Genomic DNA, 16,397 nt, shown 5'->3' with positions numbered 1-16,397 from the left:
CCACAAGCTGTCGTCCCGCTGGCGGCACGAGCGCTGGCGGACGTCAGCACTGTTACCGTAAGGCGTGATGGTGCGCGAGCCTGTATTCCTCTCGCATGGCGCCTCCCGTGAGCACGAAACGGGCGCCCATCCGGAGCATGCTGCGCGCATCGAGGCGATCGAGTCCCTGCTCGGAGAACGCCACTGGTGCGGCTATCAGACCGTGACCTCGCCCGCCGCCAGCCGCGCCGAGCTTGAGCTGGTTCACACCCCTGCGCACATCGACCGGATCGCCGCCGCGGCGTCCGCGGGCGGAGGCCAGCTTGACCCCGACACGGTGCTCAGCGCCGGGTCGTTTCAGGCGGCGCTGCACGCCAGCGGCGGTGCCATCGAGCTCGTGCGTCGCCTGGTCGCCGGAGGCCCCGGCCAGGTCGGCTTCAGCGCCCACAGACCACCGGGCCACCACGCGACCGCCAACCGCGCGATGGGCTTCTGCCTGTTCAACAACGTCGCCGTGGCGGCGCGCTACGCGCTTGAAAAGCTCGGCCTCAGACGTGTGCTGGTGCTGGATTGGGACGTGCATCACGGCAACGGGACCAGCGAGATCTTCTGGGACACAGACGCGGTCCTGTTGATCTCGATTCACCAGATGCCGCTTTACCCGGGCAGCGGCGCCACCTACGAGCTGGGTTCGGGACGTGGCTATGGCTACAACGTCAACCTGCCCGTGCCGGCGGGGGCAGGCGACGATACGTTCGTCTCGCTGGTGCGCGACGTCGCCGTGCCCATCGCGCGCGCCTACCGACCGGAGCTGGTGCTCGTCAGCGCCGGCTACGACGCCCACGCCGAAGACCCACTCGCCGACTGCAGGGTCTCCGATACCGGCTTTGGCGCGATGGCGGCGCTCGTGCGGGATCTCGGGCACGAGCTTGCGGTGCCGGTGGGCTGCGTGCTCGAAGGCGGCTACGCGGTGGACGCGCTCGCCCGCAGCGTGGTGCTCACGATGGAGACCCTCGCTGCCCAGCCCGCTGCGCCGGATGCCCTGGTGGCAGCCCTCGCCGTCGATCCGCTGGCGCTCGAGGCGCAGGAGCGCTTGGCGGAGCTGTGGCCCGCGGTGGCCGGTGGCGTGCGCGAGCCGTAATCTCCCAGCGATGAGCGAGCGAAGCTATGGGCGTGACGCCGACGCCCTGCGACCGGTGAGCATCGAACCGGGGTTCGTGCGCACCGCCACCGGCTCGGCGCTGATCTCGATCGGTGAGACCAGGGTGATCTGCACGGCTTCTGTGCAGGAGAGTGTGCCCCGTTGGCTGGCCGGCAAGGGCCGTGGCTGGGTGACAGCCGAATACGCGATGCTGCCGGCCTCGACCGGCGAGCGCAAGCCGCGCGACATCGCCAGTGGCAGGGCAGACGGGCGCTCCGTCGAGATTCAGCGGCTGATCGGCCGCTCGTTGCGGGGCGTGGTCGACTTCGCGGCGCTCGGCGAGCGCACGATCTATGTCGATTGCGACGTGCTGCAGGCCGACGGTGGAACGCGCTGCGCGTCGATCACCGGCGGGATGGTGGCCCTGGAGCTGGCCGTCTTGGCGCTGCTGCGTGAGGGTAAGATCGCAAGCAGCCCGCTGAACGGCAGCGTCGCGGCGATCTCCGCCGGCGTGCTGGACGGTCAACCGCTGCTCGACCTCGACTACGCCGAGGACTCCCGCGCCGAGGTGGATGCCAACGTCGTGATGACCGGCGACGGCGGGCTGGTCGAGGTGCAGGCGACCGCGGAGCGCACGCCGCTGTCACGTGCCCACCTCGACCGACTGTTGGCGCTGGCCGAGACCGGCGTGGCGTCGCTCCGTGCGGCGCAGAGCGCCGCGGTGCAGGCCGGCTAGCGGCGCAGGGGCCGGCGGCGATGTCTGAGCTGACGCTGGCGACGGGCAACCGCCACAAGCTCGATGAGTTTGGGCGTCTGCTGGCACCGTTCGGGATCACCGTCAGGGCGATCCCACCGGAGCTTTCGCTGCCGCCGGAGGACGGCGACAGCTACGCCGCCAACGCGCTCATCAAGGCACGCGCGGCGGCGGGCCAGCTCCGCTGCCCGGTGATCGCCGACGACTCGGGCATCGAGGCCACGGCGCTTGGTGGCCGGCCCGGTGTGCGCTCCGCTCGCTACGCCGGCGAGCACGCGACCGACGCGCAGAACCTCGCCAAGCTGATCGCCGAAGTCCCGCCCGGCGGTCGTCTGCGCTACGTGTGCGCGCTGGCGTTCGTCGACGACACGGTGGAACGGATGTTCATCGGCGAGTGCTCAGGCCAGATGGCAGCCGCCGCGCGGGGGGAGGGTGGGTTTGGCTACGACCCGGTCTTTGTGCCCGATGCCGACCGGGGGCGCACGATGGCCGAGCTCACCGGCTCGCAGAAGGATGCGATCAGTCACCGCGCGGCCGCGGTGACCCAGTTCGCCCGCTGGTATCTCGCGCGCGCAGACGGACCGAGTCGGTAAGGCCAGGCACGGGATGAAGCAGCGGACGGCCAGCCTGTCGGTCGCCTCAAACACGGTGTTGATCCTGCTCAAGGTGGTCGCGGGCACGCTCACCGCTTCGGTGGCGATTCTCACCGAGGCGGTCCACTCCAGCATCGATCTGATCGCATCGCTGGTGGCCCTTGCATCTGTGCGCGTGGCGGACGAGCCGGCCGACGAGCGCCACAGCTACGGGCACGAGAAGGTCGAGAACCTGGCCGCTGCGTTTGAGGCGATCCTGATCCTTGTTGGCTCGGTTGTGATCGCGTTTGAGGCGGTGCGCAGGCTGATCAACGGAGGTCACACGAGGCTGCTGGGTGTCGGTATCGCAGTGATCGCGTTCTCGGCCGTTGCCAACCTGATCGTGTCAACGGTCGTTGCGCGCGGCGGTCGGCGCACCGGCTCGCCGGCGCTGCAGGGCGACGCCGCCCACCTGCGCACCGATGCCGCGAGCTCCCTGGTCGTGTTGGTCGCGCTGCTGCTGGTGAAGGTCACCGGCGCACAGTGGCTCGACCCGGCGGCGGCGCTGCTGGTGGCAGCGTCGATCCTCGCCACCGGGGTGCGTCTGCTGGTGCGCTCCGGAGAGGTGCTGGTCGATCAGTCGCTGCCGGCGGCCGAGACGGCCGCGATCACACGGGCGATCGAGTCGCTCAGTGCCGACTGCGTGATCGGCTTTCACGAGCTGCGTACGCGCAGCAGCGGCTCAAAGCGCTACGTGGACGTGCACCTGCAGTTCCGTCGCGGCACCTCACTGGAGCAGGCACACCGCGTCGCGCACGAGCTGCAGGACAGGATCGCCGTGACGCTGGGTGGCGCGGATGTGCTGGTGCACCTGGAGCCCGAGGACCGCCTGCGGCCTGGTCAGCGGTCCCTGCACAGTTCCTGACAAGCGACCCGACCCCAGAGCCGTCACCCGGCCCCAGGGTGCTCAGAGCAGATTGATCGCCGCCGAGAGCGCCACCGCGACGGCCACAGCCGCGTAGCCGTCGTCCCCGCGCAGGAACACCACCAGGGCCGCCAACAGGCAGGCGAGGGTCGTAAGTAGCCATGCAAGGCGCTTCAGTCGCACGCCCCGAGCATGCTATCCGCAGCGGTTGGCGGCCCGTCCGGCGGCGCTGCCAGACCCGACAAAGCGTCCGTTTCCCACGAACCGTCCGCAAATCGTGTTAGCTTCGGCGCTTCCTACCACCTCGAAGGAGGAAAGAAGTGACAAAAGCCGAGTTCATCGACCAGGTCGCTGACCGTGCCGGTCTGAGCAAGAAGGACGCCTCGGAGGCGGTCGATGCGGTACTGGCGACGATCGAAGATGCCCTCAAGCGGGGCAGCGACGTGGTCTTCTCCGGGTTTGGCAAGTTCAGCGTGTCGGAGCGCGCGGCGCGTGAAGGACGCAACCCTGCCACCGGGGAGAAGATCAGCATTGCCGCAACCAAGGTGCCGAAGTTCAGCGCCGGAGCGGCTCTCAAGAAGGCGGTCAACTGACTGGCAGCCCTGCACTGGGCTGCTCCTTGCATGTGATCGCCCGGACGGGGCGCGGTAGATGACGGTGGATGCCGACGGGCCCGGCGAGGCTGCTGTCGGCGTGTTCGCCGGCGCCGCCAGGTCCGCACAGGGTTTCGGGGACCGGTTGGCCGAGCATGTCGTGCGGCGTCAGTCGCAGCTTGTGCTCGGCCTCGATCCTGATCCCGCGCTGCTGTGGCCACATGCGCTCGAACTTGTGGGTGGGGTGGACGATCAGTCCGCCCCACCCGCCGTCCGAGCGGCGGCGGCGGTGTCCGCCCATTGCCGGTTGCTGATCGACGCTGTGGCCGAGCACTGCGTCGCGGTGAAGCCGCAGCTGGCCTGTTTCGAGCGCCTCGGAGCCCCTGGCTGGTCGGCCCTCGGCGGCGTGGTCAGCCACGCCAAGGATGCGGGTCTGTTGGTGATCGCAGACGCCAAACGTGGCGACGTGGATGTCTCAGCGCATGCCTACGCGCAGGCGTTCCTGGGGTCCACGCCCAGTCCGTTCGGAACGATCCCAGGCCTCGGCGCCGACGCGATGACGGTCAGTCCCTGGCTGGGGATGGACTCGCTCGAGCCGTTTGTGGCCCTCGCGCGGGCCGTCGGCGCCGGGCTGTTTGTGCTGGTGCGCAACTCGAACCCTGGTGCGGCCGAACTGCAGGATCATCGGCTCGCAGGCTCAGCCGGCACTGTGAGTGACCTTGCGGCTCGGTCAGTCGCCAGGCTTGGCGCCAGCGCCCTGGGCGCTCACGGGCTGTCTGACGTGGGTGCCGTGGTGGGAGCGACCGCACCGCAGCACCTGGACCGGTTGCGCGAGCTGATGCCGCACGCCGTGCTGCTGCTGCCCGGGGTCGGCGCTCAGGGCGGCCGTGTCGAGGACCTCGCCGCCGCCTTTGCGCTCGGCCCGGCAGGCGGGCTGATCGCCGTCTCACGCGCGCTCGCGCAGGCGCACAGGCGCAGCGGCGGTGACCCGGCTGCGGCCGCCCGCAGCGAGGCTGCGCGCCTGCGCGAGCAAGCGTGGACGCTGGCGGCGGGCGCCCAACGCGCGGTTGGGCCGCCGGCCTCGGTTCACCGCTCCTTCACGCCGCCCGCTTGAGCTACCGTTTACGCTGCTGTCGGCCACGGGTAGCCCGCCCGAGGGGTTGATGCAGGTGCCGCGATGAGACCAACGACCACAGACGCGGCTGCAGGCCGCGAGCGACGATGATCATCACCGTAACCCTCAATCCAGCGCTCGACCGCACGCTCGAGGTGCCGAGCTTCACGCCCGGGCGCCGCCATCGCAGCCTCGACCAGCGCACGATCCCCGGCGGCAAGGGCGTCAACGTCGCACGCGTGCTCAAGCTCCTCGGTCAGCCGGTGATCGCAACGGGGATCATCGGTGGCGCCACCGGCACGCGCATCGTGGAGGGCTTAAGCGACGAGTCGGTGCTGACCGCGTTCGTGCGCATCCGCGAGGAGTCGCGGACCAACATGGCCGTGCTCGATCCGACCACCGGCATGCACACCGAGATCAATGAGCGGGGGCCTGCCGTGACCGAGCACGAGCTCGAGATGCTCGAGGAGAAGCTGATCTATCTGGCCAAGGGCGCGAGCATCTGTCTGTTTGCCGGCAGCCTGCCGCGCGGGCTCGAGCCCGACACCTACGCGCGACTGCTCCGGGCGGTTCGCAAGCTCGGCGTGCTGACGGTGGTTGACACCGACGGCGAGCCGCTGAAGCTGGCTGTCCGCGCCGAGCCGGACGTGGTCTCACCCAACGAGCTCGAGGCTGAGGACCTCGCCGGTCGCGAGTTTGAGGGGCCCGAAGACCGGGCGCAGGCGGTCGTCGAGATCACCCGCCAAGGGCCGGCCGAGGCGATCATGACCGTGCCGGACGGCTGCTACGCGTACGTACGCGAAAACGGCGAGCAGACGCTCTACCGTGTTGCGATCGAACCGCTCGAGGCGCAGTCGCCGATCGGGTCCGGCGATGCGTTTCTGGCGGGCTACATCGCGGCCCGCTATCAGGGCCGCTCGCCCGTCGAGTGCCTGCGCTTCGGCGTCGCCTGTGGCGCGGAGTCAACGCAGCATGTGGGCGCCGGGATCCTTGACCCGCGGACGGTGGAGCGGCTGCTGGACGGCGTGGTCGCGACGCCGATGAGTCTGCCCGCCGAGGTCATCTGAGCTCGGGATAAGGAGCGCGGGCCGCCCGCTGCGGCCGTGCTCAATGCCGTCGCCGGCCGGCGCCTGGCCGGTGCTAAGGTGGATCGGGAGGCTGCAAACGTGGCAGCCACGGCCGACGGTTGCCGCCGTCGCGGACGTGCACTCTCGCCGAAAGTGGGTTTCACCTTGACATCTGATCGACCCTCTACGATGCGCTGATGGAAGTAGAGATCGGACGTGGAAAGAAGGCTCGTCGCGCCTACGGGTTCGACGATGTTGCGATCGTCCCATCGCGTCGCACCCGCGACCCCGACGATGTGGACATCAGCTGGACGCTGGGCCCGTACCGTTTTGAGCTGCCACTGCTCGCAGCCGCGCTCGACGGTGTCGTCTCACCGGAGACCGCCGGCGTCCTCGGCAAGCTCGGCGGGCTGGCGGTGCTCAACCTGGAGGGCATCCAGTGCCGCTACGAGAACCCCGATGAGCAGCTGGCGCGGATCGCCACCTTCTCCAAGGACATCGCCACCCGCGAGCTGCAGGACATCTACCGCGAGCCGGTCAAACCGGAGCTGATCGCGCAGCGGATCCGTGAGATCAAGAGCCATGGCGTCGTCGCGGCAGCGTCGCTGACCCCGCAGAAGGTTCGCAGCTACTACGAGGTGGCGCTCGAGGCGGGCCTCGACATCCTCGTGATTCAGGGCACGGTGGTCTCCGCCGAGCACGTCTCCAAGGACACCAGCAGGCCGCCGCTGAACCTCAAGGAGTTCATCCGCGAGCTCTCGCCGATCCCGGTGATCGTCGGCGGCTGCGCGTCCTACCACACGGGCCTTCACCTGATGCGCACTGGCGCCGCCGGCGTGCTCGTCGGCGTCGGGCCGGGGGCGATCTGCACCACACGAGGCGTGCTCGGCATCGGCGTGCCGCAGGCCACCGCGATCGCCGACGTGGCCGCCGCACGTTCCCAGCACATGCTCGAGACCGGCGACTACGTGCGCGTGATCGCCGACGGGGGCATGCGCAACGGCGGTGACATCGCCAAGGCCATCGCCTGCGGTGCGGACGCGGTGATGCTCGGCTCCGCGCTGGCGCGTGCGCAGGAGGCCCCGGGGCACGGCTACAACTGGGGGATGGCGACCTTCCACCCGACGCTGCCGCGCGGCACGCGGGTGGCGACCAAGCAGAACGGCACACTCGAGGAGATCGTCAAGGGCCCCGCGCGCGAGAACGACGGCACGTTCAACCTGATGGGGGCGCTGCGCACCTCGATGGCGACCTGCGGCTACCAGGACATCTCGGAGTTCAACCGGGCTGAGCTGATGGTCGCGCCCGCGCTGCAGACCGAAGGCAAGCACCTGCAGCGCGAGCAGGCGGTGGGCATGGGGGCCTCCGGCAAGGCCACCGCCGGTGTCGCCGACTGAACTCGAGCGCTCCGGCGCCGCTCACACCGCCCGCGGCCCGCTGGCCACGGGCGGTGACCAGGCCGTGGAGGAGGTCGTGGTGCTCGACTACGGCGGCCAGTACTCGCAGCTGATCGCCCGCCGCGTGCGCGAGTGCGGTGTGTTCTCGACCCTGCTGCCGCATGACGTCGGTCCGCAGGAGATCGTGCGGCGCGCGCCCGTCGGCCTGATTCTCTCCGGCGGCCCGGCTTCGGTTTATGCGGACGGCGCGCCCAAGCTCGACCCGCGCCTGCTGGAGCTCGGCATACCGGTGCTCGGGATCTGCTACGGCATGCAGCTGATCGCACGCGAGCTCGGGGGCCTCGTCGAGGCCGCCGAGGTGGGGGAGTACGGCCGATCGCAGCTGACCGTCCACGAGCATGGACGGTTGCTCGCCGACACGCCCGACGAGCAGGCCTGCTGGATGTCGCACCGCGACACGGTCTTTGAGGCTCCCCCCGGGTTCGTGGCGCTGGCGTCCTCAACAGCCTCTCCCGTTGCCGCGATCGAATCCCGCGAGCGCGACATCTACGGGATCCAGTTTCATCCGGAGGTCGTCCACACCCCCTACGGCCAGCAGATCCTGCGCAACTTCCTGGTCGGCATCTGTGGCGCCCGGGGCAGCTGGAGCGCGCGCTCGGTGATCGACGAACAGATCGCCCGCATCCGCGCACAGGTTGGCGACGGCCGGGCGCTGTGCGCCCTCTCGGGCGGGGTCGACTCGAGCGTCGCGGCGCTGCTCGTGCACCAGGCGATCGGTGACCGGCTGGTCTGCGTGTTCGTCGACCACGGGCTGATGCGCAAGGACGAGGGCGCGCAGGTGGTCGCCACCTTCCGCGACCACTTCCAGGTGCCGCTGATCGCCGTGGATGCGCGTGAGCGCTTCCTGGAGCGTCTGGCGGGGGTCGTCGACCCGGAGCGCAAACGCAAGATCATCGGCGAGCAGTTCATCCGGATCTTCGAGGAGGAGGCCGCAAAGCTCGAGGGTGTCGGCTACCTGGTGCAGGGAACGCTCTACTCCGACGTGATCGAGTCCGGGGGAGGTGCCGGCGCCGCGACGATCAAGTCCCATCACAACGTCGGCGGCCTGCCTGACGACATCGGCTTTGAGCTCGTCGAGCCGCTGCGCACGCTCTTCAAGGACGAGGTGAGGGCGGTTGGTGCCGAGCTGGGCCTGCCCGAGCGGCTGGTCTGGCGCCAGCCCTTCCCCGGCCCGGGCCTGGCGATCCGCGTGGTTGGCGGCGAGGTGACGGCGGACAAGCTCGAGGTGTTGCGCGAGGCCGACGCGATCCTCCAGGACGAGATTCGCCGTGCGGGCATGTACCGCGAGCTGTGGCAGTCCTTCTGCGTGCTGCCCGATGTGCGCGCCGTAGGCGTTCAGGGCGACGAGCGCACCTATGGCAATGTGATCGCGATCAGGGCCGTGACCTCCGATGACGCGATGACCGCCGACTGGGCGCGGCTGCCCTATGACCTGCTCGAGCGGATCGCCAGCCGGATGATCAACGAAATCCGGCCGGTTGGGCGCGTCGTGCTCGACATCACGTCCAAGCCACCGGGCACGATCGAGTGGGAATAGCCATGGCGCTCGGGCGCGCCGGCCGCTTGTCGCGCCGATCGTCTACCATCAGCGATCCCGCGCGTGTGCGCGGCCAATAACCCTGCCATGAAGACATACGTAGCCAAACCATCCGACCGCGAGCGCAACTGGCTGATCGTCGACGCGACCGGGCTCACGCTCGGGCGCCTTGCGACACAGATCGCCGATGCCCTGCGCGGCAAGCGTAAGCCGACCTACACCCCGCACATCGACACCGGTGACTTCGTTGTGGTCGTCAACGCCGAGAAGATCTCCGTCACCGGCAACAAACTGGCTGACAAGCGCTATTACCGGCACTCCGGCTATCCCGGAGGCCTGAAGTCCCGCACCCTCACCGAGATGCTCGAGCGTCGCCCGGAAGAGGTGATCCGCATCGCCGTGAAGGGGATGCTGCCTCGCAACCGCCTGGCGCGCAAGCAGCTCACCAAGCTCAAGGTCTATGCGGGTCCGGATCATCCGCATGCCGCCCAGCAGCCGCAACCGATGGAGATCAAGTCGTGACCGACGAACAGAGTCCTGAGACCGAGCCCATGCCTGAGACGCCGGCGGACGTGCCGGCCGAAGCCGTCGCTGACCCGCAGGCGCTCGACCCGACCGAGATCGTCGAAGCTGACGTCGAGTACATCGAGGAGGCTCCCCGCGAGCGGCCGGCGATCCCCGGCGCTGACCTCGTGCCCGACATCGTGCTCGACGGTGACGCGCTGCTCGACGCCGAGGCGCGCGCCGCCGCCGAGGCTGAGGCCGAGGAAGCCGCTGCTCGTGCCGCCGCCTTGGCGCAGGACGTTGTTGAGGAGACGCAGCCGATCGCCGTCGTCGCGATCGACCTGGCCGCCGGGGCCCGCTACACCGCCACCGGTAAGCGCAAGACCGGCGTCGCCCGCGTGATCCTGAAGCCGGGCACCGGCACATACTTGATCAACGGCAAGACGCTTGAGGAGTTCTTCCCCCGCGAGACGCTGCAGCGCGTGATCCGCCAGCCGCTGGAGGCGGTCGGATACGAGCAGCGGATGGACGTGGTGGCGCGCATGCACGGTGGTGGCGTCGCCGCGCAGGCCGGCGCCCTGCGCCACGGCATCGCCCGTGCGCTGCTCGAGGCCGACCCGAACCTGCGCGGTGAGCTCAAGCGCCGCGGCTTTTTGACGCGTGACCCGCGTGTCAAGGAGCGTAAGAAGGCAGGCCTCAAGAAGGCGCGCAAGCGGCCTCAGTTCTCCAAGCGCTGAGCCGCGCCTGGAGTCCGCGGCGCCGAACGGCTGCAGACGCATGGCACGCAAGCTCTTCGGCACCGACGGTGTGCGCGGCAGCGCCGGGGAGTTCCTCACCGCTGAGCTGGCGCTGGCTCTGGCTCGCGCCGCCGTCGAGCTCTCCGAAGAGCCGCGACCACAGGTGCTCGTCGTCCGCGACACGCGAGAGTCAGGCGACATGTTGGAGGCTGCGGTCGCTGCTGGCATCACCGCGGCCGGTGGGGACGCTCTGCTCGGTGGCGTGCTGCCGACGCCCGCTGCCCCGCTTTTGGTACGACGCCACGGGCTGGCGTTGGCGGCGGTCATCTCCGCCTCCCACAACCCCTACCAGGACAACGGCATCAAGTTCTTTGCGGCCGACGGGTTCAAGCTCTCCGACGCGGCCGAGCTGGAGATCGAGCGCCGCGCGGGCGAGGGCCCGCGGCCGTCCACGCGCATCGGCCGGGTGCTGCGGCACGCGCACGCGGAGGAGGACTATCTGAGCGAGCTGGAGCGGCGCTACGGCACGCTCGAGCTGACCGGCATGCGCCTGCTGCTGGACTGCGCCAACGGCGCCACACATCGCCTGGCCCCGGCGATCCTCGAGCGCCGCGGTGCGCTGGTGGAGCTGATGGCCGCCGACCCGGACGGTCGCAACATCAACGCGGGGGTTGGGGCGACGCACATCGACGCGCTGGCTGCGCGGATGCGCAGTGGCGCCTATGACGCCGGCTTTGCCTTCGATGGCGACGGGGACCGGGTGCTGGCCGTTGATCGCCGGGGCGAGGTGGTTGACGGGGATGAGCTGATCGCGATCAGCGCACTGCACTACCAGCGGCTGGGCCTGCTGGACGGGGGCGGGGTGGCGGTCACGGTGATGAGCAACTACGGCTTTCATGCCGCGATGCGCGATGCAGGTATCGACGTCGCCGTGACGCCGGTCGGTGATCGCTACGTGAACGAGGAGCTGCGCAGACGCGGCTGGAGACTCGGGGGTGAGCAGTCCGGTCACATCATCGATCTGGGCTTCAGCCCTTCTGGAGACGGCATCGCCAGTGCGCTGCTGACGCTCGAGGCGCTTGGAGGTGCGGATCTGGCCGAGCGTGGGGCGATGCACAAGCTGCCGCAGCGCCTGGTCAACCTGAGGGCCGAGGACCGTGCCGGCCTGGCGCGGGCGCTCGCCGCCGACCCGGTTGAGCACGCGGTGGCGCAGGCCAGCGCCAAGCTCTCGGGACGTGGACGCGTGCTGGTCAGGGCCTCCGGTACCGAGCCGCTCGTGCGGGTGATGGTGGAGGCGCCCAGCGAGCAGGAGGCAGAGACCGTGTGTGACGAGCTCTGCCGTGCGGTCGAGGCCGAGCTCGACTGACGCTGTGAGCAGGCCCACGGTGCACCCAAGTAGACTCGGTGCTCCCGCCGATGGACCTGCCGCGCTGGTTGAAACCGCTCCCCGACGCCGCGCAACAGCGGGCACTTGACGCCTGGGCGATCGAGCAGCACGGCATCCCGTCGCAGACGCTGATGGAGCGAGCCGGCAGTGCGTTGGCCGGCGTCTGTGCGCAACTGGCCCCTGCGGGGCGCATCGTCGTCGTCTGCGGCCACGGCAACAACGGTGGCGACGGACAGGTGGCTGCGCGGGTGCTGCGTCAGCAGCACCGTGACGTTGATGTTGTGCAAGCCGGCTCCGCCGAGGCCGCCGCCTTGCCGGCGCTGCTCAAGGACGCCACCGCCGTGATCGATGCGCTGCTGGGCACGGGCTTTGCCGGCGTGCCCCGGGCGCCTGTGGCCGACGCGATCACCGCGATCAACCGGGCTCGCCAGGCCAACGCGGCGCTGCGCGTGCTGGCCTGTGACGTGCCGAGCGGCGTCGACGCCTCGACCGGTGAGGTGAGCGCGACAGCGGTCGTTGCCGATGCGACGGTCACCTTTCATGCCGCCAAGCCCGGGCTGTGGATCGCTCCCGGCAAGTCGCACGCCGGTGAGCTGCACGTGGTCGACATCGGCATTCCGGCACAGGGCCAACCGGTCAGCCCGCAGGCCGGTTTGATCGGCGAGCAGGTGTGTGACGAGATCCCGCGGCGCGGCCCGGCGTCCAACAAATTCAGCGCCGGCAGCGTGCTCGTCGTCGGCGGCTCGCCGGCCTACAGCGGCGCCCCGGTGCTGGCCGCGCTGGCGGCGGCTCGGGCCGGCGCGGGGTACGTGACCGTCGCAGCCCCCGCCTCAGTGGTGCCCGCGATCGCCGCCAAGCTGCTTGAGGTGATGGTCACACCGCTGCCCGATGACCCGGAGAGCGGACCGCGGCGGGGCAGCTCACGGCTGGCGGTGCAGCGTGCCGAGCGCGCCCAGGCGATGGTCCTCGGTCCGGGGCTTGGTCGGCTGGCGGCGACGCAGAAGTTCGCCCGCGACGTGGCGGTGCACGCCAAGCTGCCGCTCGTGCTGGACGCTGACGGGCTGGTCGCGCACGCCACCGATGGTGGGCTCGAACAGCTCGCGGCCCGCGCCCACGCAACGGTGCTGACGCCCCACAGCGGGGAGCTGGGAAGGCTGCTCGGGGTCTCGAGCACGGAGGTGGACGCACAGCGCCTCGCGCACGTGCGCGCCGCCGCGGCGCGCGCCGGCTCGGTGGTCGTGCTGAAGGGCGATGACACGCTCATCGCCGAGCCGGGTGGGCTGGTGGCGATCAGCCCCGGCGGCGCGCCGGCGCTGGCCACGGCCGGTACCGGCGACGTGCTCGCGGGCGTGATCGGCGCCTTCCTGGCGAAGGGTGTCGAGCCGTTCACGGCCGCCTGCGCCGGGGTGCTCACGCACCTGCGCGCGGGTGTGATCGCGGCCGAGACGGTTGGGCTCGAGGGCGTGATCGCAAGCGACGTGATCAGCGCGCTGCCAGGCGCCCGCGCGCGACAGCCGCGGTCGCCTGCCGGAGAGCTCTAGATGCCGCTGCGCGCCGTGGCCGAGGTCAACCTGGCCGCGATCGAGCGCAACGCCGAGCGCCTGCGCCGGCGTCTGCACGCGCACACCCGGCTCTGTGCCGTGGTCAAGGCCGACGCCTACGGCCACGGCGCCGCGCCAGCGGCACGAGCCGCGCTCGCCGGCGGCGCCAGCATGCTCGCGGTGGCGACGGCGTCAGAGGCCGCCGGCCTGCGCGAGGCTGGGCTCCAAGCGCCGATCCTGGTGCTCGGCGCGCTCAGCCCCGAGGAGCTCGATGTGGCGCTCGCCGCGGCGGCGGAGATCACCGCCTGGGAGCCGGGATTCGTGCGGTCGGTCGCGGCGCGCGCGGCGAGCGCACCCGCCCCGATCGGTGTGCACGTCAAGCTCGATACCGGCCTTGGTCGGCTCGGTACGCGCGATGTCGAGCAGGCGCTCGACACGGTCCGGGCGGTGCTGGCCGCAGGCCCGCGCCTGCGCCTGGCGGGGGTGATGACCCACCTGGCGACCGCTGACGGCGACCTCGACTTCGCCGCCGCGCAGCTGCGCCGGTTCGGCCCCTTCGTCGCCGAGTCAAGGGCACTGGCAACGACCGAGATCACCGTTCACGCCGCCAACAGCGCCGCGCTGCTGCGGCTGCCGGACAGTCACTTCGACATGGTGCGCGCCGGGCTCGCCCTCTACGGTGGTGACCCTCTGCACCACGACCCTGCCGATCACGGACTCGAGCCGGCGCTCGCGCTGCGCAGCTACGTGGCCGCACTCAAGCCGATCACCGCCGGCCAGAGCGTCGGCTACGGCCGGCGCTTCATCGCAGCCGGCGACGGCCTGATCGCGACCCTGCCGATCGGCTACGCCGACGGCGTCCCCAGGGCGCTGGCCGACAACTGCGAGGTGCTGATCGGCGGTCGTCGCATGCCGCTGCGCGGCATGGTCAGCATGGACAACATCACCGTCGAGGTCGGGTCTGATGATCAGGTAACGGTCGGTCAGCGCGCGACGCTGATCGGCACCGACGGCGACGAGCGCCAGACGGTGGAGGAGCTCGCCGGGCGCGTGGGCACGATCAGCTACGAGCTGTTGTGCTGGATCTCAAGACGCGTGCCGCGCCAATACCACCGGGACGGAGCGCCGGCGTGAGCGAGGCTGGCGGCGGTGAGCGCGGCCCGCTGGCCGCGCTCACCGAGATCGCCCCGCGGCACGGGCGCTCGTGGCTGGTCGGCGGCGCCGTGCGTGACGCCCTGCTCGGACGGCCAACGCCTGACTATGACCTGGCCGTCTCCGGTGATGTGCAGGGCCTGGCCCGAGAGCTCGCCCGTGCAGCCGATGGACACGCGTTTGTGCTCTCGGAGCAGTTCGGCGCCTGGCGTGTGCGCGCGCGCAGCGGGCGCTGGCAGGTGGACCTGACCCCGCTTGCGGGGGCGACGCTCGCAGAGGACCTGGGTCGCCGTGACCTGACGATCAACGCGATCGCCCGCGAGCTGGGAGCACCCGTCCACGACCTGATCGACCCCTTCGGCGGCCTGCGGGACCTGGAGGCCAGGCAGCTGCGGAGCGTCGGCCCCGAGTCCTTCCGCAGCGATCCGCTGCGCGTGCTGCGACTCGTGCGGCTGGCTGCGGAGCTTGGTTTCACACCTGAGCGCGAGACGCTGCGGTTGGCCTCCAGCGCCGCGCCCGGACTCGGTTTGACGGCTGCCGAGCGCGTCTTCACGGAGCTGCGGCTGCTGCTCTGCGCCGACGGTGCGGTGGCCGGGCTGGAGTTGGCCCGTGAGCTTGGTGCCAGCGCCGTGGTGCTGCCCGAGCTCGACGCGTTGCACGGCGTGGTCCAGAGCGACTACCACCACCTGGACGTCTACCAGCACACCTTGGCGACGCTGCAGGCGACGATTGACATCACCGCTGAGCCCGCTGAGACCTTCGGCGAACTCGCCCCGGCGCTACGTGCGGTGCTGGACGAACCGCTTGCCAACGAGCTCACGCGCGGGCAGGCGCTACGCCTGGGCGCGCTCATGCACGACATCGCCAAGCCGCTCACACGCGGGCTGAGCGCAGACGGCAGGCCCACCTTCTTCGATCACGACGTGCGCGGCGCCGAGCTGGCACGTCGCATCCTCGGACGGCTGCGGGCCAGCGAGCGGTTGAGCGAGCACATCTCAGCGCTGGTTGGCGCACATCTCAGGCTGGGCTTTCTCGTGCGTCGTCAACCGCTGGGAGCGCGCATCACCTACGAGTACCTGCGCAGCTGTGAGCCCGTTGAGGTCGACGTCACCGTGCTCAGCGTGGCCGATCGCCTGGCGACCCGAGGGCGCAACGCGGAGCGAGCGGTGGCGGCGCACCTGGCGCTCGCGCGAGTGCTGCTCGCGGGAGCGCTCCAGTGGCGGCGTCAGCCGCCGCGCGCCCCGATCGCAGGCGACGAACTGGCGCGGATGCTGGGCATCGCGCCGGGGCCGGTGCTCGGTGAGTTGCTCGCTGAGCTCGCCGCGGCCAGCTATGCCGGTGAGATCAGCGGCCGCGAGCAGCTCCTGGAGCATGCGCGCGCGTGGCTCGACGGTCGTGCGGGGGCAGGCCCGCCGGCTCCGGCGGCGCGCTAGGCTGGCCGCTGTGAGCGATTCCGAGTGCATCTTCTGCAGGATCGTTGCCGGTGAGCTGCCTGCGACCGTGATCGAGCGTGACGCGCAGACGCTGACCTTCCTGGACATCGCGCCCGCCACCCGCGGTCACGCGCTGGTGATTCCGACGCGGCACACGGCCGATCTCTGGGAGATCACGCCCGACGAACTGTCAGCCGTGACGCTGGCCGCCCAACGCCAGGCGTTGCGCGTGCGTGACCGGCTCGGTGCTGCCGGCGTGAACCTGATCAACTCGTGCCGTGCCGAGGCGTGGCAGACGGTCTTTCACTTTCACATGCACGTCATTCCCCGTTACCCGGGCGACCCGTTGAAGCTCCCCTGGACGCCCACGGCAGGCGACCCGGCGGAGATCGCCGCCGCCGCGCAGGCGCTGTCCTGAACGTCGGCCGTGGCCCTTCACCGGTCTTTGTCGTAATTGGGCCTAAAGCCCTGATAGGGTTGCGTTGATTTGCCGGGAGCCAGAGG

Annotated in this window: 17 protein-coding genes; 16 read left to right on the top strand and 1 reads right to left on the bottom strand. The window is 70.5% G+C overall.

What is annotated here, in order from left to right:
* Nucleotides 1–70: 70 nt before the first annotated feature.
* Genes M3M54_RS07170 through M3M54_RS07155 form a run of 4 tightly spaced genes read left to right on the top strand, consistent with a single transcriptional unit; the run spans nucleotide 71 to nucleotide 3,371 of the window.
* On the top strand, nucleotides 71–1,120 hold the full coding sequence (locus tag M3M54_RS07170; RefSeq protein WP_249021492.1) for a histone deacetylase: 1,050 nt from the start codon (nucleotides 71–73) through the stop codon (nucleotides 1,118–1,120).
* Nucleotides 1,121–1,130: 10 nt separating this feature from the next.
* Complete coding sequence (gene rph / locus M3M54_RS07165) at nucleotides 1,131–1,856, top strand: ribonuclease PH (RefSeq protein WP_249021491.1); 726 nt, start codon at nucleotides 1,131–1,133, stop codon at nucleotides 1,854–1,856.
* A gap of 20 nt (nucleotides 1,857–1,876) precedes the next feature.
* A complete protein-coding gene (gene rdgB / locus M3M54_RS07160) occupies nucleotides 1,877–2,467 on the top strand; it encodes an RdgB/HAM1 family non-canonical purine NTP pyrophosphatase (protein ID WP_249021490.1) in 591 nt (196 codons plus the stop codon).
* Between the two features lie 13 nt (nucleotides 2,468–2,480).
* Complete coding sequence (locus M3M54_RS07155) at nucleotides 2,481–3,371, top strand: cation diffusion facilitator family transporter (protein WP_249021489.1); 891 nt, start codon at nucleotides 2,481–2,483, stop codon at nucleotides 3,369–3,371.
* Nucleotides 3,372–3,413: 42 nt separating this feature from the next.
* Here M3M54_RS07155 and M3M54_RS07150 read toward each other — a convergent pair whose 3' ends face one another.
* A complete protein-coding gene (locus tag M3M54_RS07150) occupies nucleotides 3,414–3,554 on the bottom strand; it encodes a hypothetical protein (protein ID WP_249021488.1) in 141 nt (46 codons plus the stop codon).
* Between the two features lie 137 nt (nucleotides 3,555–3,691).
* On the opposite strand from M3M54_RS07150, the gene M3M54_RS07145 reads away from it, so the two are divergent.
* From M3M54_RS07145 to M3M54_RS07090, 12 genes are all read left to right on the top strand, one after another.
* On the top strand, nucleotides 3,692–3,964 hold the full coding sequence (locus tag M3M54_RS07145) for an HU family DNA-binding protein (protein WP_249021487.1): 273 nt from the start codon (nucleotides 3,692–3,694) through the stop codon (nucleotides 3,962–3,964).
* Between the two features lie 58 nt (nucleotides 3,965–4,022).
* On the top strand, nucleotides 4,023–5,078 hold the full coding sequence (pyrF, locus tag M3M54_RS07140) for an orotidine-5'-phosphate decarboxylase (protein ID WP_249021486.1): 1,056 nt from the start codon (nucleotides 4,023–4,025) through the stop codon (nucleotides 5,076–5,078).
* Between the two features lie 107 nt (nucleotides 5,079–5,185).
* Nucleotides 5,186–6,145 carry a 1-phosphofructokinase family hexose kinase gene (locus tag M3M54_RS07135; protein ID WP_249021485.1) on the top strand — a complete coding sequence of 320 codons (960 nt, stop codon included), beginning with the start codon at nucleotides 5,186–5,188 and terminating at the stop codon, nucleotides 6,143–6,145.
* Nucleotides 6,146–6,342: 197 nt separating this feature from the next.
* Nucleotides 6,343–7,542: a GuaB3 family IMP dehydrogenase-related protein gene (locus tag M3M54_RS07130; protein WP_249021484.1), complete on the top strand. Its 1,200-nt coding sequence runs from the start codon at nucleotides 6,343–6,345 to the stop codon at nucleotides 7,540–7,542.
* 64 nt (nucleotides 7,543–7,606) lie between these two features.
* Complete coding sequence (guaA, locus tag M3M54_RS07125; protein WP_371878653.1) at nucleotides 7,607–9,139, top strand: glutamine-hydrolyzing GMP synthase; 1,533 nt, start codon at nucleotides 7,607–7,609, stop codon at nucleotides 9,137–9,139.
* Nucleotides 9,140–9,226: 87 nt separating this feature from the next.
* Nucleotides 9,227–9,661 (top strand): 50S ribosomal protein L13, encoded by a 435-nt coding sequence (rplM, locus tag M3M54_RS07120; RefSeq protein ID WP_249021482.1) that lies wholly within the window; start codon nucleotides 9,227–9,229, stop codon nucleotides 9,659–9,661.
* Nucleotides 9,658–10,380, top strand: coding sequence for a 30S ribosomal protein S9 (gene rpsI, locus M3M54_RS16905; RefSeq protein ID WP_371878626.1), 723 nt, complete (start codon nucleotides 9,658–9,660; stop codon nucleotides 10,378–10,380). The genes rplM and rpsI overlap by 4 nt, the downstream gene beginning before the upstream one ends.
* Before the next feature lie 40 nt (nucleotides 10,381–10,420).
* Nucleotides 10,421–11,746 (top strand): phosphoglucosamine mutase, encoded by a 1,326-nt coding sequence (gene glmM, locus M3M54_RS07110; RefSeq protein WP_249021481.1) that lies wholly within the window; start codon nucleotides 10,421–10,423, stop codon nucleotides 11,744–11,746.
* Between the two features lie 50 nt (nucleotides 11,747–11,796).
* A complete protein-coding gene (locus tag M3M54_RS07105; protein ID WP_249021480.1) occupies nucleotides 11,797–13,308 on the top strand; it encodes an NAD(P)H-hydrate dehydratase in 1,512 nt (503 codons plus the stop codon).
* Nucleotides 13,309–14,442 (top strand): alanine racemase, encoded by a 1,134-nt coding sequence (gene alr / locus M3M54_RS07100; protein WP_249021479.1) that lies wholly within the window; start codon nucleotides 13,309–13,311, stop codon nucleotides 14,440–14,442.
* Nucleotides 14,439–15,893, top strand: coding sequence for a CCA tRNA nucleotidyltransferase (locus M3M54_RS07095; RefSeq protein ID WP_249021478.1), 1,455 nt, complete (start codon nucleotides 14,439–14,441; stop codon nucleotides 15,891–15,893). The genes alr and M3M54_RS07095 overlap by 4 nt, the downstream gene beginning before the upstream one ends.
* Nucleotides 15,894–15,903: 10 nt before the next feature.
* On the top strand, nucleotides 15,904–16,311 hold the full coding sequence (locus M3M54_RS07090; RefSeq protein WP_249021477.1) for an HIT family protein: 408 nt from the start codon (nucleotides 15,904–15,906) through the stop codon (nucleotides 16,309–16,311).
* Nucleotides 16,312–16,397: the final 86 nt, after the last annotated feature.

This window comes from Conexibacter sp. S30A1, assembly GCF_023330665.1.
In the GTDB taxonomy this organism is placed as follows: Bacteria; Actinomycetota; Thermoleophilia; order Solirubrobacterales; family Solirubrobacteraceae; genus Palsa-465.
Note: the sequence above shows the minus strand (reverse complement) of the source record. Positions and strands in the feature narration are given on the sequence as shown.

Bases quoted from the DNA above. Each gene is read 5' to 3' on its own strand.
- alr (WP_249021479.1), top strand. From the start codon at position 13,309: ATGCCGCTGCGCGCCGTGGCCGAGGTCAACCTGGCCGCGATCGAGCGC.
- M3M54_RS07135 (WP_249021485.1), top strand. From the start codon at position 5,186: ATGATCATCACCGTAACCCTCAATCCAGCGCTCGACCGCACGCTCGAG.
- M3M54_RS07155 (WP_249021489.1), top strand. From the start codon at position 2,481: ATGAAGCAGCGGACGGCCAGCCTGTCGGTCGCCTCAAACACGGTGTTG.
- rph (WP_249021491.1), top strand. From the start codon at position 1,131: ATGAGCGAGCGAAGCTATGGGCGTGACGCCGACGCCCTGCGACCGGTG.
- M3M54_RS07130 (WP_249021484.1), top strand. From the start codon at position 6,343: ATGGAAGTAGAGATCGGACGTGGAAAGAAGGCTCGTCGCGCCTACGGG.
- glmM (WP_249021481.1), top strand. From the start codon at position 10,421: ATGGCACGCAAGCTCTTCGGCACCGACGGTGTGCGCGGCAGCGCCGGG.
- rdgB (WP_249021490.1), top strand. From the start codon at position 1,877: ATGTCTGAGCTGACGCTGGCGACGGGCAACCGCCACAAGCTCGATGAG.
- M3M54_RS07105 (WP_249021480.1), top strand. From the start codon at position 11,797: ATGGACCTGCCGCGCTGGTTGAAACCGCTCCCCGACGCCGCGCAACAG.
- pyrF (WP_249021486.1), top strand. From the start codon at position 4,023: ATGACGGTGGATGCCGACGGGCCCGGCGAGGCTGCTGTCGGCGTGTTC.
- rplM (WP_249021482.1), top strand. From the start codon at position 9,227: ATGAAGACATACGTAGCCAAACCATCCGACCGCGAGCGCAACTGGCTG.